Genomic DNA, 24,568 nt, shown 5'->3' with positions numbered 1-24,568 from the left:
ACTGCTGATCAATCGGCGGCCATCGCCAGCGAAACCAGCGCCGGCATGGAGCAGCAATACCGCCAGGTGGATCAAGTGGCCACCGCTTCCCACGAGATGAGCGCCACCGCCCAGGATGTGGCCCGCAGTGCAGCCCAGGCGGCCCAGGCCGCCCGCGATGCCGATCAGGCGACCCGCGAGGGACTGACAGTGATCGACCGCACCACCACCAGCATCGGTCACTTGGCGTCTGACATGAGCACGGCGATGACTCAGGTCGAAGGCCTGGCGGCCAACAGTGAGAAGATCGGTTCAGTCCTGGAAGTGATTCGCGCGATTGCCGAACAGACCAACTTGCTCGCCCTCAATGCCGCGATTGAAGCGGCCCGCGCCGGTGAGGCCGGTCGTGGTTTCGCGGTGGTGGCTGACGAGGTGCGCAACCTGGCACGTCGCACCCAGGAGTCGGTGGAAGAAACCCGTCAGGTCATCGAACAGTTGCAAGCCGGCACCCAGGAAGTCGTGGGTGCCATGAGCAACAGCCATCGCCAGGCGCAGGGCAGTGTCGAGCAGGTGGGTCAGGCCGTGACCGCGCTACGCCAGATCGGTGCAGCGGTGACGGTGATCAGCGACATGAACCTGCAGATCGCCAGCGCCGCCGAGGAACAAAGCGCCGTGGCTGAAGAGATCAACAATAACGTGGCGACCATCCGTGACGTCACCGAGTCGCTGTCTGGCCAAGCCAATGAGTCGGCGCGGGTCAGCCAGTCACTCAACAGCCTGGCCAACCAGCAGCAAGGGTTGATGGACCAGTTCAAGGTTTGAGACGCTGGTTAAGCGCGGGTCACGCTCGGCAAGCGTGACCCGCGCAATTCAGGCTTGGCGTCGGGGCAACTCGATCAGCACCTTGAGCCCGCCCAGCGCGCTTTCGCGCAATTGCAACGTCCCGCCCCACACGTCGACAATATCTCGCACAATCCCCAGCCCCAGGCCATGGCCGTCGGTCTGTTCATCCAGCCGGGTGCCGCGACTGAATACCTGATCGCGCTGGGTCTCGGGGATTCCCGGCCCGTCGTCCTCCACAACCAGTTGAAAGTGCTGCGGCGTTGGCTGAATGCTCACACTCACTTCGGCATCCGCCCATTTGCAGGCGTTGTCCAGCAGATTGCCGAGCAGTTCCAGCAGATCCTCGCGGTCCCAGGGCAATTGCAGGCCCGGGCTCACGTGGTAACTCAAGTCCAGATGCTCGCCGTGAATCATGTTCAGGGTCGCCAGCAAACCTGGCAATTCAGCATCACAGTCGAACAAGGCGCCCGGCAAGGTCTCGCCGGCCAGGCGGGCGCGATTGAGTTCACGGTTGAGACGCTGCTGGACCTGCGTCAACTGCTCACGCAACAACCTGGCCAATTGCGGATGCTCCTTGAGCTGCTCGCTGGACGCCACGCTCAGCAGCACCGCCAGCGGCGTTTTCAAGGCGTGGCCAAGATTGCCCAGTGCATTGCGCGAGCGCTTGAGGCTGTCTTCGGTATGGGCCAGCAAGTGGTTGATCTGCGCCACCAGCGGTTCCAGTTCCACCGGCACCTGGTTATCCAGTTGCGAGCGCTGGCCTTGTTGCAGTTGCGCGATCTGTTCGCGGGCGGTTTCCAGTGGGCGCAGGGCCCGACGCACGGTGATTCGTTGCAGGATCAGAATCAGCAACAAGGCGGACAGGCCGAGGACCAGGCCGATTTGTCGCATCAAGCGAAAACTCTCCCTGACGGGTGTGTAATCCTGGGCCACGCTGATGGAAATCGACTGGCCAAAACGCTTGTAGTCCGAACGTAATACCAGCAGTTGCTGGCCTTCAGGCCCCAATTGCAGGTTCCCCTTCAAGCCCGCATGGGGCAGGCGTGGCAGTTCCTGATCCCACAGCGAACGGGAGCGCCAGTGCGTGTCGCTGAAGTCGATCCGAAAATAATGCCCGGAGAACGGCCGCTGATAGGCCGAGGACAAGCGCTGCTCGTCCAACTGCAAACCATTGGGGCCACGCACCAGCGCAACCAGCAGGTTCTCGCTGTCGTTGCGCAAGCCGGACTCCAGATAGCGTTGCAGGCCCATTTCGAACAACCAGAGACTGGTCTGCGCCAGCACCAGGCCAACGATCAGCATGACGCTGATCAAGCCCAGGCTCAGCCGCCGCTGGATAGACCTCACGTCGGATTGGCGCCGAAGCGATAACCCTGGCCACGCCGGGTTTCAATCACGCTGCGCCCGAGCTTGCGGCGCAGATGATTGACGTGGACCTCCAATACGTTGGAATCGCGCTCGGTCTCGCCATCGTACAAATGCTCGGCCAGGTGGCTTTTCGAAAGGATCTGTTCGGGGTGCAGCATGAAATAGCGCAGCAGTCGAAACTCGGCGGCCGTCAGTTGCACCTCGTCACCTTCACGCATGACGCACTGCCGGCCTTCATCCAGATGCAAACCGGCGGCCTGCAAGGTCGGCTGGTTGGCCTGACCATGGGAGCGGCGCAACAAGGCCTGGATACGCAGGTGTAATTCTTCAGGGTGAAACGGTTTGCTCAGGTAATCATCTGCCCCGGCCTTGAGCCCTTCAATGCGCTCGGACCAGGAGTCACGGGCCGTCAGGATCAGCACCGGGGTGGTCAGCGCGGCGGCACGCCACTGGCTCAACACCTCAAGCCCCGGCAAACCGGGCAGCCCCAGGTCGAGGATGATCAGGTCATACGGTTCGCTGCGACCCTGATAGACCGCATCACGTCCATCCGCCAGCCAATCGACGGCGTACCCTTGACGATTGAGCCCGGCCATCAACTCATCGGCCAGCGGGACGTGGTCTTCCACCAGAAGCAGGCGCATCAGTCATCTTCCTCATCTTTAAGCAGCGCCCCGGTGGTCGCATCCAGTTTGATTTCCCGCACGACACCCTCGGTGGTCACCAACTCCACTTCATAGACGTAACGCCCGTGTTTGGTTTCCAGTTCCGCCTCCAGCAACCTGGACCCGGGATGACGCGACATGGCCTGCTGCAACAGTTGCTCAAGGGCCAGGATCACGCCTTGTTGGCGCAGCGCCAGGGCTTCATCCTGATTCAGGTCCCGGGCGGCTACCATCGAGCAAAATGCCAGGAGCACCAGCGCCAATCGACTGCTGGTGCGTAGATTTACCTTCATTACGTATCCTGATGGTCCTTGAGGACTTGACCGCTGACAGCGTCCAATTCCAGATCCCACTCAATGCCTTGGGCATCGCGCATTTCGACCTGGTAAAGGTACTTGCCGTATTCCTCTTCAAGTTCGGTTTCCATCACCGTGGCGTCGGGGTGTTTGGCCAGGGCGGTGGCATTGAGCTTCTCGAATGACTGAATAGTACCAGCGTCACGCAGTTTCAGCGCTTCGTCCGGCCCCAGGTCGCGGGCTTGGGCTACACCGCTGGAGAGGGCGATAATACTGGTGGTGATGAATGCTGTGAGGATTTTCATAAGGTGTCTCCAATTCAGGATGTTTTTCCTACGGTCTCCAGAGTACCGGCTGCAACTTAACTGAAACTGAATTGCCACCATGGCAATTATCAGCCACACCTTGCCATCAATCGGGGCGAATTTCCTATACTGCCCTGCTCGCTCCCACAGAGACCGGTATGACTGCCATCCACATCAAGTTCCCAGCGCTGACACTCAAGGCTGGCCAACGCGCTTTTTCACGTATTCGCGAACAGGCTTTGAAACCCGCGGATGTGGGCATTCTGCCGGGGGCCGCCGGCGGTCCGAAAGCCTTGGGTATCCAGGGCCTGGACCTGGCGCTGTTCGGCGACTGGCTGCTGCGCGAACCCCGCGAACGCGCGCTGATCGGTGCGTCCATTGGTTCCTGGCGGTTTGCCAGCGCCTGCCTGCCCGATCCGGTGCAAGGCCTGCTTGACCTGGGCCGGCTGTACAACGAACAGCGTTTTGCCAAAGGCGTGAGCATGGCCGAGGTCAGCCAGAGCTGCCAGCGCATGCTTGATGACCTGCTGGCCGGGCGCGATGCCACGCTGCTGGATAATCCTCACTATCGATTGCACATCATGGTTGTCAAAAGCCACGGTCTGCTGGCCGACGATCACCGTGGACGCCTGGGCCTGGGCTTGTCATCTGTGATTGCCGACAATCTGCGCGGCCGTGCGCGGCTGTCCCGGCATTTTGAACGACTGATCATCCACGACCCGCGGCAGGCACCTCCCCTGCACCCGCTGCAGGATTTTCCATCGCGCTTCCTCGATCTGCAGGTGGGCAATCTGCGCCAGGCATTGTTGGCGTCCGGCTCGATCCCGATGGTCATGCAAGGTGTCCGCGACTTGCCGGGCGCCGGGGTCGGCACGTTCCGCGACGGTGGCCTGCTGGATTATCACCTTGACCTGCCCTACCACGGCGAAGACATCGTGCTGTACCCGCACTTCACTGACCGGGTGATCCCCGGCTGGTTCGACAAGAGCCTGCCGTGGCGACGAGGCAGCCAGCAAGGCTTGCAGAATGTCTTGCTGCTGGCACCCTCGCGGGATTACCTCGCCCGCCTGCCTTACGGCAAACTGCCGGACCGCAGTGACTTCAAGCGCTTCATCGGCGATGACGCGCGCCGCAATACGTACTGGCGAACGGCAATGAGCGAAAGCCAGCGCCTGGGCGATGAGTTCCTCGAACTGGCCGATAACGGCCGTCTCGGCGAGCGCCTGGTTCCCCTCTGATCAGCCGCTCTGCGCAGCGGCGAATCAAGCTGTTAAACTCGCCGCCTGCCAGACACTGACCGAGCTGAAAAACACCGTGGAAATTTTCAAAGAGTTCACTTTCGAGTCCGCCCACCGCCTGCCACACGTGCCCGAAGGCCACAAATGCGGGCGCCTGCATGGTCACTCATTCAAGGTGGCTATTCACCTGAGCGGCGACCTTGACCCGCACACCGGCTGGATCCGTGACTTCTCGGAGATCAAGGCGATCTTCAAGCCGCTGTATGAACGCCTGGACCACAACTATCTCAATGACATCCCAGGCCTGGAAAATCCCACCAGCGAAGTGCTGGCCAAATGGATCTGGAATGAGTTGAAACCTTTGTTGCCGGAACTCAGTGCGATCCGCATTCATGAAACCTGCACCAGTGGATGTATCTATCGCGGCGAATGAGCCGGCGCCGGACTCAATCAAACCACCCTTGCGGTGGTTTTTTTGTCTGCGCGCAAGCCCTCCCATGTACCAACTTGCATCAGCGACGCACCGTTCTGTGGCGATAGGCTTGTCCTGTGGCGAGGGGGCGCCTAGCCGTTGCTCGCGAAAAACGTTAACGATAACGCGTGTTTCCTGAATAAACGCGGCGCCTATAAGTTCTTCGCGAGCAAGCTCGCTCCTACAAAAACCTTAACTGAACGGCATTGCGGCAAGCCCCCTCGCCACAGGATGGTGTTCGGCCTTGCCGCCTGTTCAGCGATAAACGCAGTTGGCACGCACGCTGCAAAGACCTGCGTCACTCATTCCAGGGGCAGGCACATGACGCAGAACGAACCGGGCAACGATTACCCTCTCAGCGAAGTGCCCATGCACGCGCGCAAGAGCCTTGGCTCCACGGCCATGGTGCTGCTGGGCTTCACGTTTTTTACCGCAACCATGTTCGCCGGCGGCAAGTTGGGAGTGGCCTTCAGTTTTACCCAAATGCTCGGTGTCGTGGCCCTGGGTAACCTGCTGTTGGGTATCTACGCCGCAGCCTTGGGTTACATCGCCTTCAAGAGCGGTTTGAACTCGGTGTTGATGGGGCGCTTTTGCTTTGGCGAAATGGGCAGCAAGTTGAGCGACCTGATCCTCGGCTTCACCCAGATCGGCTGGTATGCCTGGGGCACGGCCACCGCCGCCGTGGTGCTGGGCAAATATTGTGAGTTGAGCCAAACCAGCGTGCTGGCATTGATGGTGCTGTTCGGCCTGGTGTTTTGCGCCACCGCCTACGTCGGCTACCGCGGTTTGGAAATCCTTTCATACATCGCAGTGCCGGCCATGGGCCTGTTGCTGTTACTGTCGATGTGGGTTGCCACGGTGAAAATCGGCGGGCTGGATGGGTTGCTGGCGATCGTACCAACGGCCCAGTTGGATCTGTCCACGGCGATTACCCTGGTGTTTGGCACCTTTGTCAGCGGCGCAACCCAGGCCACCAACTGGACGCGATTCTCCCGCTCGGCCAAGGTGGCGATACTGGCCAGCCTGATCGGCTTTTTTATCGGTAACGGCTTGATGGTGCTGATCGGTGCCTATGGCGCCATCGTCTATCAGCAGCCGGATGTGGTGGAAGTGTTGCTGCTGCAAGGGTTTGCCATGGCCGCAATGGCCATGTTGTTGCTCAACATCTGGAGCACCCAGGACAACACCATCTATAACTTCGCCGTCGCCGGCTGCAACCTGCTGCGCACCAAACGCCGCAAAACCGTGACCCTGGTCGGCGCCGTGATCGGCACCCTGCTGGCGTTGCTGGGCATGTACGACATGCTGGTGCCCTACCTGATCCTGCTCGGCACAGTGATTCCGCCGATTGGCGGGGTGATCATGGCCGACTTCTTTTACCGCTATCGCGGTCACTATCCACGGCTGGCCGATGTACGCTTGCCAGCGTTCAACTGGCCGGGGCTGATCGCGTATGCCGTCGGCACGGTACTGGCCTTCAGTTCGCCGTGGGTCGCACCGCTGGTGGGAATCGCCGCGGCGTCGCTCAGCTACATCGTGCTGACCGCGGTCCTGCGCGTGCGCACGCCGCTGGCCGACGTCCAGGCATGAGCTTGACGGCCACGCTAGTACCGATCCCATGTGCCTGCGGGCTGGCAGCGCGGATCCGGTTTCCGGACAATGATAACCTGGTGGCTACAGCCCAATGACCGTCCGGACATCGGCGTCGCATCGATGATCTGGTGGCTGCCTGCCTGATTGCTATTTGCCAAAGAGGAACTTGCCCATGCACATCATCAACGCCCGCCTGCGCAACCGTGAAGGCCTGCATGATCTGCACCTGGAACATGGTCGGATCGCCAGCATTGCTCGACAAACCACCGCTCCAACACTGGGGCCAGAGGATCTGGACGCTGCCGGCAACCTGGTAGTGCCGCCCTTTGTCGAGCCGCACATTCACCTCGACGCCACCCTCACCGCCGGCGAACCGCGCTGGAACATGAGTGGAACCTTGTTCGAGGGCATCGAGTGCTGGGGAGAACGCAAAGCCACCATCACCCACGAAGACACCAAAAACCGCGCCAAAAAGACCATCCAGGCCTTGGCCGCCCATGGTATCCAGCACGTGCGTACCCACGTCGACGTGACTGATCCGGACCTGACCGCGCTCAAGGCCATGCTTGAAGTACGCCAGGACAGCCGCCACCTGATTGACCTGCAAATCGTCGCTTTCCCTCAGGAAGGTATCGAATCTTATCGCAACGGCCGGGAGCTGATGGAGGAAGCCATCCGCCTCGGCGCGGATGTGATCGGTGGCATTCCTCACTTCGAGTACACCCGCGACCAGGGTGTCAGTTCGGTAAAGTTCTTGATGGACCTGGCCGAACGTACCGGTTGCCTGGTGGATGTGCATTGCGATGAAACCGATGACCCGCACTCGCGCTTTCTTGAAGTATTGGCCGAAGAAGCTCGCAGCCGCGACATGGGCAGTCGGGTCACCGCCAGCCACACCACGGCCATGGGCTCTTACGACAATGCCTACTGCGCCAAGTTGTTTCGCCTGCTGGGGCACTCGGGCATCAGCTTTGTCTCCTGCCCCACCGAAAGCATTCACTTGCAGGGTCGCTTCGACAATTTTCCGAAACGCCGTGGCGTGACCCGTGTCAACGAACTGCTGGAAGCCGGCATGAATGTCTGTTTCGGCCAGGATTCCATCGTCGATCCCTGGTACCCGCTGGGCAACGGCAACATCCTGCGGGTGCTGGAAGCCGGGCTGCATATCTGCCATATGCTCGGCTATCGCAATCTGCAGAGTGCCCTGGACCTGGTCACCGACAACAGCGCCAAGGCGATGGCGTTGGGAGATCGCTACGGACTCGAGCCGGGGCGTCCGGCCAACCTGCTGATCCTGTCAGCCGAAAGTGACTATGAAGTGATTCGTAGCCAAGGCTTGCCGCTGTATTCAATTCGCGAGGGCAAGGTATTGATGACCCGGCGCCCGGCCCAGGTGACATTCTCGGAATAATCGAACAGCTTCAGAAAATACCCGCTGCGCAGGAACGACTGATCGCTCTTGCCAGCGCCCGATACCTATTCCGTCATTTGGCGTTGCGCCGCGCCAAACAGGCTGACACCACTTAACTCGCCATTCTGTTCCTCGAGTAACACAGGCACGCTACCGCCGGGCATGATCACCGTCACCGGCCCCGCCGCCACCCACCCGACACGCCAGGCCGCACAGGCCACCGCGCTGGCACTGGTACCGGAAGACGCCGTGGGCCCTTCACCGCGTTCAAACACTCGAGCGATCAAGCAGTTGTCGGACGCGAGGGCCGCCCATTGCAGGTTGACGCCCTCCGGACAAGGTTGCCCAACGCCTGCGGGAGGCGCGAAGGCGATCTGTTTCAACGGTTCAAACAGCGCCGGTTGTTGCATCTGCGAGTTGTCCGGCAACGCTGCAACGTCAGTTACCAGCGTCACACAATGGGGATTGCCCACCCGCACAAACTGGCTGTGGTTCCAGCGCTCATCAAGCGACACAAGCCCGCTAACCAGGCTCAACTCCCGATCATGGAGCGATGCCGTACCCACCTGCCCCGCGCCCACCGCCAAAGAACCGAACGTGGGCCGCCCCAACGTCAGCCAGAAGCCCCGGACCTGTTCGAACGTTGCGGGGTCGGTAACGGTAATCACCGGCGATGGCGCGTCCGGCTTGTCATGATGCACACGCAACTCACACCGTCCTGTCATCAACCCCTGATCACTCAAGGCCTGAGCAAATATGCTCAGGCCGTTTCCGCTGCGCTCGGCCAGGCTGCCATCGGTATTGACGATCAACAGATCAAAGGGCGCCTCGGCCTGAAACGGCCCGACCAACAGACCGTCACAGCGATAAGGCTTGGCGTCTGCCGGGCGCGGTAACGCTCCCCAACCGCACTCGGCGGCGACTGCAGACGCGCTCCAGCACGCTCGACCGCTCGCCGCCAATGCCGCGCTCGCTGGCAGGTCGATACCCTGCTCACGCAGCACGGCCGGGCTGAGCACGCCATAGATATTGCCGCGGGCGTCATAAAACCGGGTCGTTGTCACAGGTGCGCAGTACTCTTCGCTGTTGTCGGACCAAGCGGACATCTCATGTCTCTCGAATCACCGGGAAGGCGCAGTGTAGCCAGATATTCACTGGGCTTGGGTAACCCGAAGCGCTCCGGGTAAAAAACAATGCGGGAACCTCGGCTCGCTCGTGATGGCCTGATATGCAAGGATATCGCGCCGCACATCATCAACAACTGCAAACCAAGGATTTTCATGACCGCCATCAGCAGCCCGGCTCCTGTCATTCCGGGGCGTCTGGAACAAATGTCGACCCGCATCGCGTTTTTTATCGCAGGTTTCGGCATTGCCGCCTGGGCGCCATTGGTGCCTTACGCCAAGGCACGCGCGCAGTTGGACGAAGGCACGCTCGGCCTGCTGCTGTTATGCCTGGGGGTGGGCTCGATCATTGCGATGCCGGCCGCCGGGGCGCTGGCCTCACGTTTCGGCTGCCGGAAGGTCTTGAGCGGCGGCACCCTGCTGATCTGCCTGGCGTTGCCGCTGCTCGCCACCGTCAGCTCGGTTCCAGCGCTGGCGGCCTCGTTGTTTCTGTTTGGTGCCGGCCTGGGTTCGGTGGACTCCACGGTCAATCTGCAAGCAGTGATCGTCGAGCGGGCCAGCGGCAAGACCATGATGTCAGGCTTCCACGGGCTGTTCAGCCTGGGTGGCATTGTTGGCGCCGCGGGGGTCAGCGGCCTGTTGGCACTCGGGCTGTCACCCTTGCAGGCGACCCTGGTGGTTATCGTGATTACGTTGGCAGCCCTGTTCAAGGCAGCGCCGCACTTATTGCCCTACGGCAGCAAAAGCTCAGGCCCCGCGTTCGCCATCCCGCATGGTGTGGTGCTGTTTATCGGCTGCCTGTGTTTTATCGTGTTTCTCGCCGAGGGCGCGGTGCTGGATTGGAGCGCGGTGTTCCTCAGTGCCGAACGCGGCCTGGATGAAGCGTACGCGGGGCTCGGCTACGCTGCCTTCGCCCTGACCATGACCGCCGGACGCTTGACCGGGGACATTATTGTGCATCGCCTGGGCGCAACCAAGGTCATCATCCTTGGCGGCGCACTGGCCACGGCGGGCATGTTGCTTGCGACGCTCTCTCCGGCCTGGGAAGTGGCGCTGCTGGGTTACGCGCTGGTGGGCGCCGGATGTTCCAATATCGTGCCGGTGCTGTACACCGCGGTTGGCAAGCAAACAGTCATGCCTGAACACATTGCCGTACCGGCTATCACCACCCTGGGGTACGCGGGCATTCTTGCAGGCCCGGCAGTGATCGGGTTTGTTGCCCACGCCAGCAGTCTGAGCGTCGCGTTCCTGTTGATTGCTGTGTTGCTGGTCGGCGTGACCATCAGTGGAAAGGTGCTACGAGTGTAAACACCGTCTCGAAAACACTTCGATCCTGACAGAAGCTGCTTGTACAGGATCGAAACAACTCAAATCGGCATGACATTTCGCCTGTCACGCGTTAATGCCACGACGGCCTACCTGGTTTCGTGTCGGGTGTTTACATCACTGTGTTCACTGCTTACGGTCTATCTCCATAATAAGGATTGCTATTACCCTGGGCGACTCCAGCGGCAATCTGAAGATTTTTCCGGTCAATCAAGCCGTCATACTGTCCAGTAGACGAATGTTTGTCCGACAGGCCGAGAAGTGCTGGACGCATCAAATACTCTCGCGCCAGCAATGTATCTCGATCCTTTGAAAAATCTCCCGACGGATACGGACGATCCGCCACGGCCTTGAGGGACTTCTCGGAAATGTAACCTGGCTTCTGTGGGTCCTCGAAAGTACCGAAACTGTTCTGCAACGCCTGCGCCACCGACGCGTCGGATTGCCCCGAGAATTCATTGCGGGGCGGCCGACCATGCCCGGGCGCAGGATGATGATGACCTGGCGGAAAAGTACCTGCCTGACCGTGGCCTGGATGCCACGGATGCGTCGGCTGGGGATGGGTATGCCCGGGGCATGGCTGGATTACCTGACCCTGCTCCGGACCGGCGCCGAACAGTTGGCTTTTGAGCATGTTCAACAGGCTGATCAGCGAATTGAACATCTGCATCATGGGGTTGGAAGGGGATGTCGCCTGTGCATGGGATTGCATGCCGTTCAAGAAGTCGTGGGTACTCGGTGCCTGAAATGCCCCCGGCCCGGTGAAATTGCGCATTTGCGGCACTTGCGGCATTTGATAGTCAAATCCGCCTGATGCGCTGTGCGCTCCCGAAAAATGAGAGCCTTGCGGCCTTGCGTCGGCTGCCTGCAAAGACCGTCCCGCGCCACGGGCATCCTGCTGCCCGTGCTGGTAGCCCTCACCGTATGCTTTATCGGCAACGTTTTCTAATGATGACGAACTGAAGGAATCGGGATATCGGTTGCGCGAATCAATCGAAGTTGAATGCATGGTTAAGCCCTGGTTCGGTGTATGAGAGACCTCACCAGTTCCATCGAACGAACTGGTATGCCCTGTGTGGTAAATCAGAGGAAAGAGTTCCTGAGCTGTCTAGACTTGGCATTTTTAACGGTAAGAGAAGACCACCTTGGGTTGCCTCTCCTTCGAGCGAGGACGTCGGCCCGATGCGCTTAACGCTCACTCCACGGGATCAGTCTGACTCCTACCCCGAAATGCCCCGATAGGAGTCGCCTGATTTATCGGTCAGAAACCTACGCTTGCCTGTACAAAGAACGTACGCGGCTCACCCAGGTAAATCCCGGAATTGTTATCGCTGGAACGCGTGTAGTGCTGCTGGTCGAAAACGTTCTTCACGCCGACCCCCAGCTTGAGGTTTGACACCTGTTCACCGAAGTCATACCCGCTGCGCAGATTCACCGAAACGTAGCCCGGAATATCACCGTACTGACCATCTGCGGTCGGCTGAGTGATATAGGTGTCGGTAGTACCTGGCGCTCGCTGGCCGGACTGGGCGTAGACATCCAGATTATGCGTCCAATGGTTGACCGCATAGCGCAGGCCCAGCGTCGCCACTTGACGAGAATACAGCGGCAGGTCGCGGCCCTTGAAGGCGACGTCACCTACCGACGTGGCCTTGGTGTAGGTGAAGCCGGCGTTGGCGATCAGGCCATCCAGGTGCGGGTCGAGGTTTGCCAGGTCGTAATGGGCCGAGGCCTCGATACCGCTGTGCTTGGTAGCGCCCAGGTTGGTCCAGCCCACATCATTGCTGAGGTACTGCAGTTCATCGGAGAAATCGATGTAAAACAGCGTGACCTCACCGCCCCAGATACTGTCGTTATAACGGGTCCCGACCTCATAGGTCTTGGCTTTTTCCGGCTGCAGGCCGTTCGCCGTCTGATCACCGCTGCCGCCCTGGCCGAGCTGGAAATACTGCAAGCTGCCGAACGAGGTCTCGTAGTTGGCGAACAGCTTCCAGGCATCGGAAACGTGGTACATCACGCTCAAGGCGGGCAGCGGCTCATGACTCTTGATCTGACGACGTTTCTCCTGGACCCGCGTGCCATTCAACGCCACCACCGGATGGTCGTGCCATTCGGTCCGAATGCTCTCGAAGCGGATCCCCGGAGTGATGGTCCACTTGCCCACATCGATCTTGTCGTCGATATAAAACGCATTGGCCTCGGTGCCGCCAGTGCGGTCCTGATACACATGACCGTCGTTCTGGCCGGACGGCGTGGGCTGATTGTCGATAAGCGCCAGGCTGGTCGCCTGCTCGTGCATGCTTTCTTTCAGGTAACGGTAACCAATGCTGGCTTCCTGGGTGGTCGGGCCCAGGTCGAATACGTGGGATACCCGTGGCTCGATGCCGAAAGTAGTGTAGGTACGCGGGTAGGAATTGATCGCCCGCAAATTCCGGTTGGCGATATTGCTGCCGCGAAAACTGTCGGAGTAATAAGTCAGCACCTCGGCCTGGGTGCGGTCATTGATCTGACGGATGTATTTGAACGACACATCCTTGCGTCGACCGCTGAAACTGTCCCAGTCACGCACCGATTGATACGGATTGGCGTCGAACTGTGCCTGGGTCAAGCCGCCCGGCATGTCGGCACTGGCGTCGTAATAGTGGAAATTCAGCGAGAAATCGTCTTGATCGGTCGGCGCCCAGTGAGTCTTGAAAATCACGTCGTCGATGTCATTGGAATTGTTGCTGTTGCGGTATCCATTGCCATTGACCCCGGAATACAACAGCGCGGCGCCAATGCCGTTGTCGGCGGTCCCGCCGATAAACGCATTATCGATATGTTTCCAGCCGCCGTGGGCGGACGTTTGCAGGGTGGTGCCGACTTCACCGGAGAACGTCTCGGGGATCGCGCGGGTCACGAAGTTGATCACGCCACCGACGTTCTGCGGTCCGTAACGCACGGAACCGGCACCGCGTACCACATCGATGCTGTCCAGGTTGCCGGCGGAAATCGGCGCCATCGACAGTTGCGGCTGACCGTAGGGCGCGAAGGCTGCCGGTACGCCGTCAATCAACACCGTGGAGCGTGGCGACAGGCGCGACGTCAGGCCACGCACTCCCACATTGAGGGAAATATCGCTGCCGCCGGTGCCGTTGGCCTCTTGCACTTGCACACCGGGTACACGTCGCAGTACATCACCGACGTTCATTGCGCCCTGCTCCACCATGGCTTCACGGCGGATCACCGTCCGCGCGCCGGGATGGTTCTGCACCACTTCGGCATTGGCATCACCCAGCCAGTCGCCAACCACCTTGATATCCGTGGCCCCCAACTCCAGCGGTGAACCGGCTTCACCCGTGCCGCTGGACAGCGGACGCAGGATCACCGAGCCCGCATCGATCTGATAATCCAGGCCGCTGCCTTGCAACAGTTGACGCAGGGCTTGCTCCGGCGACAGATTGCCGTCGACGGCCGGGGCTTGCTTGCCGGCCACCATGTCGGGGCTGAAGAACAGCTGCAGCGACGTTTGCTGGCCCAATTGGCTCAACGCCGAGCCCAACGGTTGTGCCTGAATATGAATGGCCTCCTCGGCGAAGGCCACAGGCATCGTGGCACTGACGGCCAAGGCTAGGGCCAGTGGAGCCCAATGGGATGATTTATTGTTTTTCACGGCGAGTTTTTTCACGTCGAGCCTAGTCCTGTGATCGCAAGAAAGTACGGCTGTTAATGCAAACCAGTTGCAGTTGGACTAGAAGACGAAGAACTCGGAAAAAACCTGAACCTAGCGTGAAATTATTTCCTGGCTGCCGTCGGGCAGTTCCCGCAGGGACACCGGAAGAATGTGCGGCAGGGCGTTGAGCAAGGCATCGGTATCGTTGGCATTGAACACGCTGGTCAGGCGCAGCTTGCTGGCCGCCGCACTGACCCGCAGCGGTTGTTCGCGATAGCGCGAAACCTCCCGCGCCACCTCACCAAGAGGGGCGTCATTGAACACCAGTTTACCGTTGCGCCAGGCGGTGAGTGCTTGCGGGTTGACCGGATAGGCCGGCGCTACCGAGCCTTGGCGATCGATCGAGGTACCACGACCCGCCGTCAGCGTGACCACCTGCCCAGCGGCCCGACCTTGCACCTTGACCGTTCCCGCCTCGACCACCACCCGGGTCTGCTCGTCATCACGCCGCACATCGAACCAGGTCCCGGTGACCGTCACCTGCCCCGCCCCGGCCTTGACCACGAACGGTCGGCTGGCGTCATGCTCGACACTGAACATCGCCTCGCCCTGCTTGAGTTCAATTCCACGCCGGGCTTTCTCATACCGCACCGCGACCACGCTGCGACCGTTAAGCTCGATCAGCGAACCATCCGGCAGGTCGACCTGACGACGCTCACCTAACGCAGTGCTGAATTCAGCGGTGTAGGTCGCCGGTTGCTTCAGACCACTGAACAGCCCCACTCCCACTGCAACCGCCAACACGCCGGCCGCCAGCGCATAGCGCAACACCGACCGCCGCCGGGGCGCCACCACGGGCGTCTCGCACAACGCTTGCAAGCGCTCCCTGGGCAACAGATCGGTAGCGCTCCATAGCCCTTGCACTACATCAAACTCGTACCGATGCTCGGGATGCTCTGCACACCATGCTTCAAAACGGCGGCGTTCTTCGACGCTCAACGGGCTGTCCTGCAAACGCACAAACCACCGCGCGGCCTCGTCTCGCACCGTTGCGCGTGTGCAGGCACACTCACGGGTATCCATCATGGAAAGTCCTGTTCAAAGCGGGCATCGGTCATGGGGCCATCGCGTCCAGGCGCTCGCGAAGATGCCGCAGGGTGCGGATCATATACTTTTCCACCATGTTTTTAGAAAGCCCCAGGCGCTCGGCGATTTCCTGCTGGGTCAGGCCTTCGATCTTTTGCCAGATGAAAATCCTGCGGCAATTGAGCGGCAATTCGGCCAAGGCCCGTTCGATGGAGTCCGCCAGCTGGATCGCGTGCATGAAATGCTCCGGGTCGCCGCTGGAAGGCGAGCCCTGATCAAAAGCCTCCAGCGTCATCGCGTCACGGCGGTCCTCGCGGCGATAAGCATCCACCGCAATATTACGCGCGGTCTGATGCAAATAGGCGCGGGGCTGTTCGACTTGCGCCGACTTGCACTCAAGCACCCGCACAAACGTGTCATGGGCCAGGTCCTCGGCCTGCTGCCGATTTCGCAAACGGCGCGTCCAGGTCCCGATCAACTCTTCGTAATGCTCGAAAAAGCCTGGTTTGCGAGGCGGCGGAAGCATCATTGAAAAGCACTGGATAGGCGGGGCGTGAATAGTAATGCGTCCTATTAAGCAGGGCAATTGCTGCCCGTCGCCGCTTACTCGGCATTTGTGCTGCCTTGACTCAAGAAACTGGCCTGGCAAACACGCTGCTGCGTGGACCGGCGACACCCATGGCCCCACCGGAGCCGACGGCATCGCCGTAAACCGGCACTTAATGCAGCATTTCCCGCAACCGATGCCACAACATCCCCAATGCCAGCAGCGGCGAACGCAAGGCCTTGCCGCCGGGAAACCGCATGTGCGGCACCTGGCTGAAGATATCCAGGCCCTGGCTGTGCCCGGCATGAATGCCTTCGGCCAACAACCGCGCACACCAATGGGTGACGTTCAGGCCATGCCCGGAATAACCCTGGGCATAGAACACGTTGCGGTACTGGTTGAGGCGCCCGACCTGGGGAAAGCGATTGGCGGTGATGCCAATCTTGCCGCCCCACTGGAACTCGATGGCGGTATTGGCCAGTTGCGGGAAGACCTTGAGCATCTTCGGGCGCATATAGGCCGCAATGTCCCGCGGGTCACGCCCCGAGTAGTGGCAGGCGCCGCCGAACAATAAACGCCGGTCCGCCGAAAGCCGGTAGTAATCCAGCCCGACTTTTTGATCACACAACGCCAGGTTTTGCGGGATCAACTGGTGGGCCACCTGGGCCGACAGCGGTTCGGTCGCGATAATGTAACTGCCGGCCGGCAGCACCTTGCCGCTCAAGCGCGGCTCGAGCTCTTCAAGGTGCGCGTTGCAGGCTAATACCAGACTGGCGGCACGCACGCTGCCGGACGCGCAGCGCACCTGGACACTATCGCCATGGGTCAACTCCAGCACCGGGCTGTGCTCGAAGATCCGCACGCCGAGGGATTCGGCTAGACACGCCTCGCCCAAGACCAGATTCAGCGGATGCAGATGCCCGGAGCCCATGTCCACCAAGCCGCCGGCATACGCGTCGCAGCCCACCACTTGCGCCATGTCCTGCGGCGCAACCAAGCGGGTTTGCGCGGCATAGCCCAACGCCGCCAAGCTTTCCAGCTCGACCTTGAACGCCGCAAATTGCGCCGGGGTATTGGCCAGCTCGCAAAAACCCCAGCGCAGATCGCAGTCGATGCCATGCTCACGAATACGCTCGCCCACCAGGGCTACCGACTCGATCCCGGCGCGCTGCAAGTAGCGCACGCCCTCCTCGCCCACATAGCGCGTAAAGCCCGATACATCGTGACCGATCCCCCGGATCAACTGTCCGCCATTGCGCCCGCTGGCGCCCCAGCCAATACGCCGGGCTTCCAGCAGAATCACCGAAAGACCACGCTGGGCCAGCTCGATGGCCGTGTTGACCCCGGTGAAACCACCGCCGACCACACACACATCGGCGCTCAGGTCGGCCTGCAAGGCCGGCCGTTGAGGCATGGCGTTGGCCGAAGCCAGGTAATAGGAGCGAGCATGGTCTGCCGACTGATTCATTGATTGGACTTCACTTTGCTCCAGGCCCGAGTCATCACCCGCATGATGGCCGGGCTTGGCGTGGTGGATATATAGAGTTTGTCGAGCACTTCCTGGGACGGGTACACCTCGGGATTGTTCACCAGTTCCGGCGCCATGAAGGCCTTTGACGCCGGGTTCGGATTGGCGTAGCCCACATAGGCACTGATCTTGGCGATCACCTCGGGCTCCAGCAGGTAATTGATAAACGCGTGGGCTTGTTGCGGGTTGGACGCGTCCGCCGGGATCGCCAGCAGATCGAACCACAGGTTGCTGCCTTCCTTGGGAATCGAGTAAGCGAGCTTGATCCCGTTCCCGGCTTCCCGGGCGCGGTTGGCGGCCTGGAACACATCACCGGAATAACCGAAGGCCACGCAGATGTTGCCGTTGGCCAGGTCCGAAATGTACTTGGAGGAATGGAAGTAGGTGATGTACGGACGCAGCGTCAACAGCTTGGCTTCGGCCTTTTTGTAATCGGCCGCCGTCTCGCTGCGCGGGTCCATGCCCATGTAGTTGAGGATCGCCGGGAAAGCTTCGTCCGCCGAATCGAGAAATGCGACGCCACACGCGTGAAGCTTCTTCAGGTTCTGCGGTTCAAACAGCATCGCCCACGAATCGATATGGTCCACGCCCAGCACTTGCTTGACCTTGTCGACGTTGTAGCCGATGCCGTTGGTGCCCCAGAGGTAGGGCACCGAATACAGGTTGCCGGGGTCGTTTTGCTCCAGCAGCTTGAGCAGTTTCGGATCGAGGTTGGCGTAATTGGGTAACTGCGCGCGGTCCAGCTTCCTAAATGCGCCAGCCTGTACCTGGCGCCCGAGGAAATGGTTGGACGGCACCACCACGTCATACCCGGTGCGGCCCGCCAGCAACTTGCCCTCCAGGGTTTCGTTGGAGTCGAACACGTCGTACACCACTTTGATCCCGGTCTTGGCCTGGAAATCGGCCAGCGTGGACTCACCGATGTAGTCGGTCCAGTTATACACGCTGACCGTCGGCGCGGCCTGGCTGGCGCTGCTGAACATCGCGGCCAGGGCCAGCGGGAGAAGTTGTTTGGCTAGACGCATATCGACACCTCTTGTGTTTTTTTAGTGTGAACGCTCAGACACTCAGCAACAGGAACTCACGTTCCCAGGAGCTGATCACCCGCTTGAAGTTTTCGTGTTCGGCGCGCTTGACCGCGACGTAGCCGCGTACAAATTTGTCCCCCAGGTAATGCTTGATCGTCACACACTCCTCCATCCGCGCCAGCGCGTCCTCGATGGTGATCGGCAGACGCAGGTTGCGGCGCTCGTAGGCCCGGCCTTCCACCGGGGCGCTCGGCTCGATGCGTTCGATCATCCCCAGATAGCCGCACAACAGACTGGCGGCGATGGCCAGGTACGGGTTGGCATCGGCACCCGGCAGACGGTTTTCCACGCGCATGGCGTCGGGGCTGGAGGTCGGCACACGCAGGCCGACGGTGCGGTTCTCTTCACCCCATTCGACATTGACCGGGGCCGAGGTGTCCGGCAGGAAACGGCGGAACGAATTGACGTTAGGCGCGAACATCGGCAGCAGCGTGGGGATGTACTTTTGCAAGCCGCCGATGTGATGCAAAAACAACTCGCTCATCTTGCCGTCATCGTCGACAAACACCGGTTTGCCGGTGGCCATATCCACTACGCTCTGATGCAAGTGCATAGCGCTGCCGGGTTCGTCGGCCACCGGTTTGGCCATAAAGGTCGCGGCCACATTGTGCTTGAGCGCCGCCTCACGCAGGGTACGCTTGAACACGGTGATCTGGTCCGCCAGATCGAGCGCGTCGCCGTGACGGAAGTTGATTTCCATCTGGGCCGGGCCGTCTTCGTGGATCAGCGTATCGAGGTCCAGGCCCTGGGCTTCGCACCAGTCGTAGACGTCCTCGAAGAGTGGATCGAATTCGTTGGCGGCGTCGATGGAGAACGATTGGCGACCACTTTCAGCGCGACCGGAACGACCTAGCGGGGTCTTGAGCGGCAGGTCCGGGTCTTCGCAGCGCTGGGTCAGGTAGAACTCCATTTCCGGCGCGACAATCGGCTGCCAGCCCTGATCACGGTAAAGCTGCAGAACCTTCTTCAGCACATTGCGCGGCGACAGCTCGACGGGATTGCCCTGCTTGTCGAAGGTGTCGTGAATCACAATCGCAGTGGGTTCGATGGCCCATGGCACAACATAAGTGGCATTGGCCGCGGGGCGACAAAGCATGTCGATGTCAGCCGGGTCCAGCAGGTCGTAGTAGATATCGTCGTCGACAAAGTCCCCGGTTACCGTTTGCAGCAAAACACTTTCCGGCAGGCGCATGCCTCGCTCATGCAGGAACTTGTTGGTGGGCGCAATCTTGCCGCGTGCGATGCCAGTCAGGTCACTGATCACGCATTCGACTTCGGTAATCTTGTGTTCTTTCAGCCAGGCGGACAGCTGATCGAAAGGGGCGTTCATAAGGACCTCGTCATGGTTCGAGTGATGCCGGAAGTCTTCCCTCGCGGCACATTGAGGTCTATCTTGGCCGAGCCGTCCGCGGGCATCTATCCACTTTGCGCGAACCATAACGCACCAATAGAGTGCGTCCGGGTTACCCATGACACAGTCAGCCCCCTTGCATGTTCAGGCCTTTACCACCGGTGATGTGAGCGCCCAATGCAGCGCTACACCCGGCTGGGTACAGCACTATCAGCAAATGTCTCCAGGGCATTTTGCCGGGCTGATCCGCTACCTTGATCTGCAGGGTGTGGAGGTTTATGAAGAGCGCATGAACACGCGTATCGAACAGCATTTCAATGCTCCCGAGGGCTCCCTGGCGTTCTGTTTCGATGGCAGCGACAACGCGCTGTACCTGCTCAATGGCGAAAGCCGCAACACCTGGATCACCCCGGAAAACTACCGTGAAGTAGCGGTGGTGTTCGGCCCGGAGTTTGTCCAGCGTAAGGGTTTGGAGCTGGCCCGGCTCGAAGGCTTGTTCATGGCGCCGCTCAGCTCGTTGCAAAACTCGTTGTTCAGTCGCTGGCTCAGCGGCACCTTGACCCGACTGTCCGAAGAGACCGATCCACCCAGTCGCGAGGCCTTGACCCAGCAACTGTTGGACGACTGTTTGTTCATTCTGGATAACGCCTGCGTGTGCCTGGATCAGGGTTCGCTACGCCGGCGCACCGAAGAACGCAGCCTGATGGCACGGATTGGTGAGTGGGCGGCAGATGTGCCAGACGCAACCGTCAACCTGCTGGAGCTGGCGCGGATTGCCGGGGTGTCGCTGCGCCAGCTGCAACAAGGATTCAAGACCTACACCGGAATGAGCCCGGCACAGTGGTTGCGCCTGCGGCGGTTGAATGGTGCACGACGGGAGTTGCTGAGTTCACCTGAGACCACGGTGGCGCAGGTCGCGATGAACTGGTCGTTCTGGCATTTGGGGCGGTTCTCCAACAGCTATCGGGCGCTGTTCCAGGAGTTGCCCAGAGAAACCCTGAAGCACGCGCAAAAAATAAGTTGAACGGCAAACGCCTGTAGGAGCGAGCTGGCTCGCGAAAAACCCGAGAGCGCCGCATTTAACCTGCGAGTCCCCATCAGCGTTAACAACCTTCGCGAGCAAGCTCGCTCCTACAGGTGCAAGGCACGCCAGTCGAAGGCTTTGACGATTGAGGCCGCTGGTCTCAGCGCAGGAGCGCAAACGGATGTGCTTTCGGGAACTTGTAAAAAAAACCCATTCTGCCTAGTTTAGGCGCCCTTCGCTCTGTGCTCTCAGGCCTTCCCCCATGGTTTTAAGTCCCCGTCCTGCCGTTACCACGCGTTTTACCCTCGACCTGCTCACCTTAGGCTTGCTGTTGGGCGCAGGCATGAACAGCAGTCTGGCCGCTGACCTGGAGTTGCCAACCCTGAAAATCCAGGGTCAGGACATCGCCGGCTACCAGAACGACAGCGCCTCGGTGGGGGGATTCAATGAAGCGCCGTTGCTGGACACACCGGCCTCGATCACGGTGATCAACGAGTCGCTGATCAAGGATCAACAGGCGCGCCTGCTCAGCGAAGTGCTGCGCAACGACGCCTCGGTGGGCGAAAGCTATGCGCCCATCGGGTACTACGAAAACTTCGTGGTGCGCGGGTTCTCCCTGAATGCCGCGAGCAGTTACAAGATCAACGGGCGTACCATCACCGGCGAGCAGAACGTTGCCCTGGAAAACAAACAGCGGGTGGAATTGCTCAAGGGCTTGGCAGGTCTGCAGAGTGGCATTTCCGAGCCCAGCGGCGTAATCAATTACGTGACCAAGCGCCCGGAAGACGTGCGTTCGGTGACGGTGTCCAGCGATGATCGCGGCAGCGCCTATATCGCCACCGATGTCGGCGGCTGGTTCGGCAGCGAACAGCAATTCGGCCTGCGCGCCAACGTCGCCCATGAAGACCTCAACGCGTATGTCGAGCACGCCAATGGCCAGCGCGATTTCCTGTCTCTGGCCTTCGACTGGAACATCAGCCCCGACGCGGTGCTGCGACTGGATGCCGAGTATCAGAACAAGGCCCAGCGATCGGTGCCGGGGTACCAGTTACTCGGTGGCACCGAGGTGCCCCACGACGCATCACCGAAAAAGCTGCTCGGTCACCAGACGGGATCGAAACAAGTGGATATCGACTCGTTGAACCTCAACGGCACGTTTGACTACCGCTTCAGTGATCAATGGAAAGGCAGCGTCAGCGCAGCCCGCAGCAAGGTGGTGATTGATGACTACAGTTCATTTGCCTGGGGTTGCTACGGTTCCACCCGTTGCACATCGAAAGTGCCGAACTACTTCAGCCCGGAAGGCGACTACGACATCTACGACTACCGCAGCCCCGATGACACCCGGCGCACCGATGAAATCCAGGCCGCGATGACCGGGTTGTTCAGCACGGCCGGCCTGCGCCACGAGCTGACATTTGGCGGCAGCGCGTTTCGCCGGGTGGTCGATAAGCGCGACCCCGTCAACGAGTGGATCGGCACCGGCAATATCGATCAGGACCCGGCCAGTTTCCCGCCGACCGACAAACCGTTGAACGAGCGTCACCGTCGCCTCGACAGCCGCCAATACGGACTCTTTGTCACCGACCGCATCAGCTTCAACGAGCAGTGGCAAACCGTGGTGGGCGGCCGCGAAGTGCGCCTGGATGAACACGCTTTCGACGCTACTGGCAGCCAGTCACGCCACACCCAGCGGTACATGTTCCTGCCCAATGCCGCGTTGATCTACAAACCGCTGGCAAACCTCGCGCTGTACACCAGCTACAGCAAAGGCTTGTCCCTGGGTGGCGAAGCACCGTGGTTTGCGCGCAATCCCCAGGACATTCTCGCCCCCACAGTCTCCCGCCAGATCGAAGCCGGGGTGAAATACGACTGGCGCCGTATCAGCTTTGCCGCGGCAGTGTTCCAGACGCGCCAGGCTTACCAGTACGCCAAGCCGGACAGCGCCGGTGACTTCACCTACGTGCAGCAGGGTGAGCAGAAAAACACCGGCCTGGAGTTGTCCGCCAACGGCTGGGCCACTTCCCGCTTGCAGGTAGCGGCCAGCGTCGCGGCGATTCGTGCGCGGGTCAGCGGCACCGGCACCGCCGAATACGAAGGCCACCAGACGATCAACGTGCCAAAACTGCGGGCCAGTCTTTACGCCGATTACGCCCTGCCCTGGGTCGAGGGCCTCGCGTTGCTGGGCGGCGTGCAATACAGCGCCAGCAAAAACGCCAATCGCACCGGACACGTCGAGGTGGCGGATTATGCCGTGGTCAACGTCGGCAGCCGCTACAGCACGCGGGTCGACGGCTATGAAACAGTCTTTCGCCTGAGCGTCGACAACCTGTTCGACAAGCGCTACTGGCGCGACGTCGGCGAGTACATGGGCGATGACTATCTGTTCCAGGGTGCGCCGTTGACAGCGCGCTTGAGTGCTTCGGTCAACTTCTGAGAGGCGCTACAGGGCGAACGTAGCCGAGCCAAAGCGCCGCCAGCGCGCAGACCAACAGGGTCCATTCCAGGGACTGGACCCAGGCCACCAGCATCAACCCGGCGCCGATCACCAGGTAGTACATCAAGCCGAACAGCGCTCCCGCGGTGCCCAGTCGGTCGCGATAGGCCAGCAGCGCCGAACCCAACACATTGGGAATCGCCATGCCGAAGGCCAACACCACCAGCAACATCGGCAGCACAAACCATCCGCTGTCGCGCAGCAGCATCACCAGGAAACCGCCCAGCAGCGCCACCGCCGCCGCCGTCAGCACCAAGGTTTCACTGCCGATACCGCGCTTGAGCAAGCGTTTGTTGAGCCAGGCGCCCAACCCTGAACCCAATGCCAGGCCTGCGCCGCTATAACCGAACTGCTCGGCGGACAGCCCCAGGCGCTGGAAAATAAACGGCCCCAGGCTGTAGTAACTGAACAGCGCGATATTGAACGCCGCCACCAGGCCGACCGAGCGCCACAGCGCCGGATCCTTGAGCATCAAGCCCAGCGTGCCAAACAGCGGCGCAACGCACGCCGCCGCCGGACGGGTTTCCGGCAAGGCCCGCCAGCACCAGGCCCAAAGCGTCAACGACAGCAGCAGCAGGCAACCGAGCATGCCTCGATAACCGAAGTGCTGCACCAGGCTCGCCCCGGTAAACAGGGCAATCGCAGGACTGGCCGCCAGGGCAATGCCTATCACGGAAAATACCTGCGCCAGCTGCGCGCCGCTGAAACAATCGCGCACTACGGTTTGCGTCACCACCGAACCCACCGCCGCACCAAACGCGGCCAAAGCCTGGGCGATAAGCAGCCCGTTGAATGTCTGAACGCTCAGGGCCAGGCAGGTGGCAACAGCGTAAAGCATGAGCCCGGTCAGCATCACCGGACGCCGTCCCCAGCGGTCACTCACTCGGCCCCAGACAACCACACCCAGGGCAAAGGCCAGAAAGTACACCGACAGGGTTTGTGCCGCCGCTTGCGGCGTCACGGCAAAAGCCTCGCTGATATCCGAAAGCGCCGGGCTGTAGAGGGTTTGCGCGATTTGCGCAAACATCAGTAGCGCCACCGCCAGGACTAAGAGGTTCTTTCGGTTCATCAAAAAGCCCTTCCCAATAAGGCCGCATAGGTATCTACACACCTTTCAGAACTGACGAATTTCCCTGTGGCGAGCGGGCTTGTCGGAACGCCGCATCGCCGGCATT

General features: G+C 60.6%; 21 protein-coding genes. 8 read left to right on the top strand and 13 right to left on the bottom strand.

Annotated elements, in window-relative coordinates:
- Window positions 1–45 precede the first annotated feature (45 nt).
- Window positions 46–801, top strand: coding sequence for a methyl-accepting chemotaxis protein (locus tag BLU75_RS28250; RefSeq protein ID WP_373863638.1), 756 nt, complete (start codon window positions 46–48; stop codon window positions 799–801).
- A 48-nt stretch (window positions 802–849) separates the two neighbouring features.
- On the opposite strand, the gene BLU75_RS06485 is transcribed toward BLU75_RS28250, so the two are convergent.
- The 4 genes from BLU75_RS06485 to BLU75_RS06470 are packed head-to-tail and all read right to left on the bottom strand — an operon-like array spanning window position 850 to window position 3,456.
- A complete protein-coding gene (locus BLU75_RS06485) occupies window positions 850–2,169 on the bottom strand; it encodes a sensor histidine kinase (protein ID WP_084377716.1) in 1,320 nt (439 codons plus the stop codon).
- Complete coding sequence (locus tag BLU75_RS06480; protein ID WP_084377714.1) at window positions 2,166–2,834, bottom strand: response regulator transcription factor; 669 nt, start codon at window positions 2,832–2,834, stop codon at window positions 2,166–2,168. Before BLU75_RS06480 ends, BLU75_RS06485 begins: the two co-directional genes overlap by 4 nt.
- On the bottom strand, window positions 2,834–3,148 hold the full coding sequence (locus BLU75_RS06475; RefSeq protein WP_084377712.1) for a PepSY domain-containing protein: 315 nt from the start codon (window positions 3,146–3,148) through the stop codon (window positions 2,834–2,836). Before BLU75_RS06475 ends, BLU75_RS06480 begins: the two co-directional genes overlap by 1 nt.
- Window positions 3,148–3,456 carry a PepSY domain-containing protein gene (locus BLU75_RS06470; protein ID WP_084377710.1) on the bottom strand — a complete coding sequence of 103 codons (309 nt, stop codon included), beginning with the start codon at window positions 3,454–3,456 and terminating at the stop codon, window positions 3,148–3,150. The genes BLU75_RS06475 and BLU75_RS06470 overlap by 1 nt, the downstream gene beginning before the upstream one ends.
- A 158-nt stretch (window positions 3,457–3,614) precedes the next feature.
- Here BLU75_RS06470 and BLU75_RS06465 point away from each other — a divergent pair, with 158 nt between their 5' ends.
- From BLU75_RS06465 to codA, 4 genes are all read left to right on the top strand, one after another.
- Window positions 3,615–4,694, top strand: a complete 1,080-nt coding sequence (locus BLU75_RS06465) for a patatin-like phospholipase family protein (RefSeq protein ID WP_084377708.1) — start codon at window positions 3,615–3,617, stop codon at window positions 4,692–4,694.
- A gap of 76 nt (window positions 4,695–4,770) precedes the next feature.
- On the top strand, window positions 4,771–5,127 hold the full coding sequence (gene queD, locus BLU75_RS06460; RefSeq protein ID WP_003190259.1) for a 6-carboxytetrahydropterin synthase QueD: 357 nt from the start codon (window positions 4,771–4,773) through the stop codon (window positions 5,125–5,127).
- Between the two features lie 360 nt (window positions 5,128–5,487).
- A complete protein-coding gene (gene codB, locus BLU75_RS06455) occupies window positions 5,488–6,756 on the top strand; it encodes a cytosine permease (protein ID WP_084377706.1) in 1,269 nt (422 codons plus the stop codon).
- Window positions 6,757–6,931: 175 nt separating this feature from the next.
- On the top strand, window positions 6,932–8,170 hold the full coding sequence (gene codA, locus BLU75_RS06450) for a cytosine deaminase (RefSeq protein WP_084377704.1): 1,239 nt from the start codon (window positions 6,932–6,934) through the stop codon (window positions 8,168–8,170).
- A gap of 65 nt (window positions 8,171–8,235) precedes the next feature.
- Here codA and BLU75_RS06445 read toward each other — a convergent pair whose 3' ends face one another.
- Window positions 8,236–9,276, bottom strand: a complete 1,041-nt coding sequence (locus tag BLU75_RS06445) for a diaminopimelate epimerase (RefSeq protein WP_084377702.1) — start codon at window positions 9,274–9,276, stop codon at window positions 8,236–8,238.
- Window positions 9,277–9,450: 174 nt separating this feature from the next.
- On the opposite strand from BLU75_RS06445, the gene BLU75_RS06440 reads away from it, so the two are divergent.
- On the top strand, window positions 9,451–10,602 hold the full coding sequence (locus BLU75_RS06440) for an MFS transporter (RefSeq protein ID WP_084377800.1): 1,152 nt from the start codon (window positions 9,451–9,453) through the stop codon (window positions 10,600–10,602).
- A 151-nt stretch (window positions 10,603–10,753) separates the two neighbouring features.
- On the opposite strand, the gene BLU75_RS06435 is transcribed toward BLU75_RS06440, so the two are convergent.
- From BLU75_RS06435 to BLU75_RS06405, 7 genes are all read right to left on the bottom strand, one after another.
- Window positions 10,754–11,629, bottom strand: coding sequence for a hypothetical protein (locus BLU75_RS06435; protein WP_130909159.1), 876 nt, complete (start codon window positions 11,627–11,629; stop codon window positions 10,754–10,756).
- 252 nt (window positions 11,630–11,881) lie between these two features.
- On the bottom strand, window positions 11,882–14,287 hold the full coding sequence (locus tag BLU75_RS06430; protein ID WP_084377698.1) for a TonB-dependent siderophore receptor: 2,406 nt from the start codon (window positions 14,285–14,287) through the stop codon (window positions 11,882–11,884).
- Between the two features lie 96 nt (window positions 14,288–14,383).
- Complete coding sequence (locus BLU75_RS06425; RefSeq protein WP_090221616.1) at window positions 14,384–15,355, bottom strand: FecR family protein; 972 nt, start codon at window positions 15,353–15,355, stop codon at window positions 14,384–14,386.
- A 31-nt stretch (window positions 15,356–15,386) separates the two neighbouring features.
- Window positions 15,387–15,884: a sigma-70 family RNA polymerase sigma factor gene (locus BLU75_RS06420; protein ID WP_084377797.1), complete on the bottom strand. Its 498-nt coding sequence runs from the start codon at window positions 15,882–15,884 to the stop codon at window positions 15,387–15,389.
- A 193-nt stretch (window positions 15,885–16,077) separates the two neighbouring features.
- Window positions 16,078–17,373, bottom strand: coding sequence for an NAD(P)/FAD-dependent oxidoreductase (locus tag BLU75_RS06415; RefSeq protein WP_084377696.1), 1,296 nt, complete (start codon window positions 17,371–17,373; stop codon window positions 16,078–16,080).
- Window positions 17,370–18,458, bottom strand: a complete 1,089-nt coding sequence (locus tag BLU75_RS06410; protein WP_084377694.1) for a polyamine ABC transporter substrate-binding protein — start codon at window positions 18,456–18,458, stop codon at window positions 17,370–17,372. The genes BLU75_RS06415 and BLU75_RS06410 overlap by 4 nt, the downstream gene beginning before the upstream one ends.
- A 34-nt stretch (window positions 18,459–18,492) precedes the next feature.
- On the bottom strand, window positions 18,493–19,851 hold the full coding sequence (locus BLU75_RS06405) for a glutamine synthetase family protein (RefSeq protein WP_084377692.1): 1,359 nt from the start codon (window positions 19,849–19,851) through the stop codon (window positions 18,493–18,495).
- Between the two features lie 139 nt (window positions 19,852–19,990).
- Here BLU75_RS06405 and BLU75_RS06400 point away from each other — a divergent pair, with 139 nt between their 5' ends.
- Complete coding sequence (locus BLU75_RS06400) at window positions 19,991–20,896, top strand: helix-turn-helix domain-containing protein (protein ID WP_084377690.1); 906 nt, start codon at window positions 19,991–19,993, stop codon at window positions 20,894–20,896.
- Between the two features lie 262 nt (window positions 20,897–21,158).
- On the top strand, window positions 21,159–23,333 hold the full coding sequence (locus BLU75_RS06395) for a TonB-dependent siderophore receptor (RefSeq protein ID WP_084377689.1): 2,175 nt from the start codon (window positions 21,159–21,161) through the stop codon (window positions 23,331–23,333).
- On the opposite strand, the gene BLU75_RS06390 is transcribed toward BLU75_RS06395, so the two are convergent.
- Window positions 23,323–24,462, bottom strand: a complete 1,140-nt coding sequence (locus tag BLU75_RS06390) for a multidrug effflux MFS transporter (RefSeq protein WP_084377687.1) — start codon at window positions 24,460–24,462, stop codon at window positions 23,323–23,325. The two genes, BLU75_RS06395 and BLU75_RS06390, sit on opposite strands and share 11 nt — an antisense overlap.
- Between the last annotated feature and the right edge of the window lie 106 nt (window positions 24,463–24,568).

The organism is Pseudomonas mucidolens (assembly GCF_900106045.1).
Taxonomy (GTDB): domain Bacteria; phylum Pseudomonadota; class Gammaproteobacteria; order Pseudomonadales; family Pseudomonadaceae; genus Aquipseudomonas; species Aquipseudomonas mucidolens.
The sequence above is the reverse complement of the archived record's forward strand: the minus strand, read 5'-3'. Positions and strand labels throughout refer to the sequence as shown.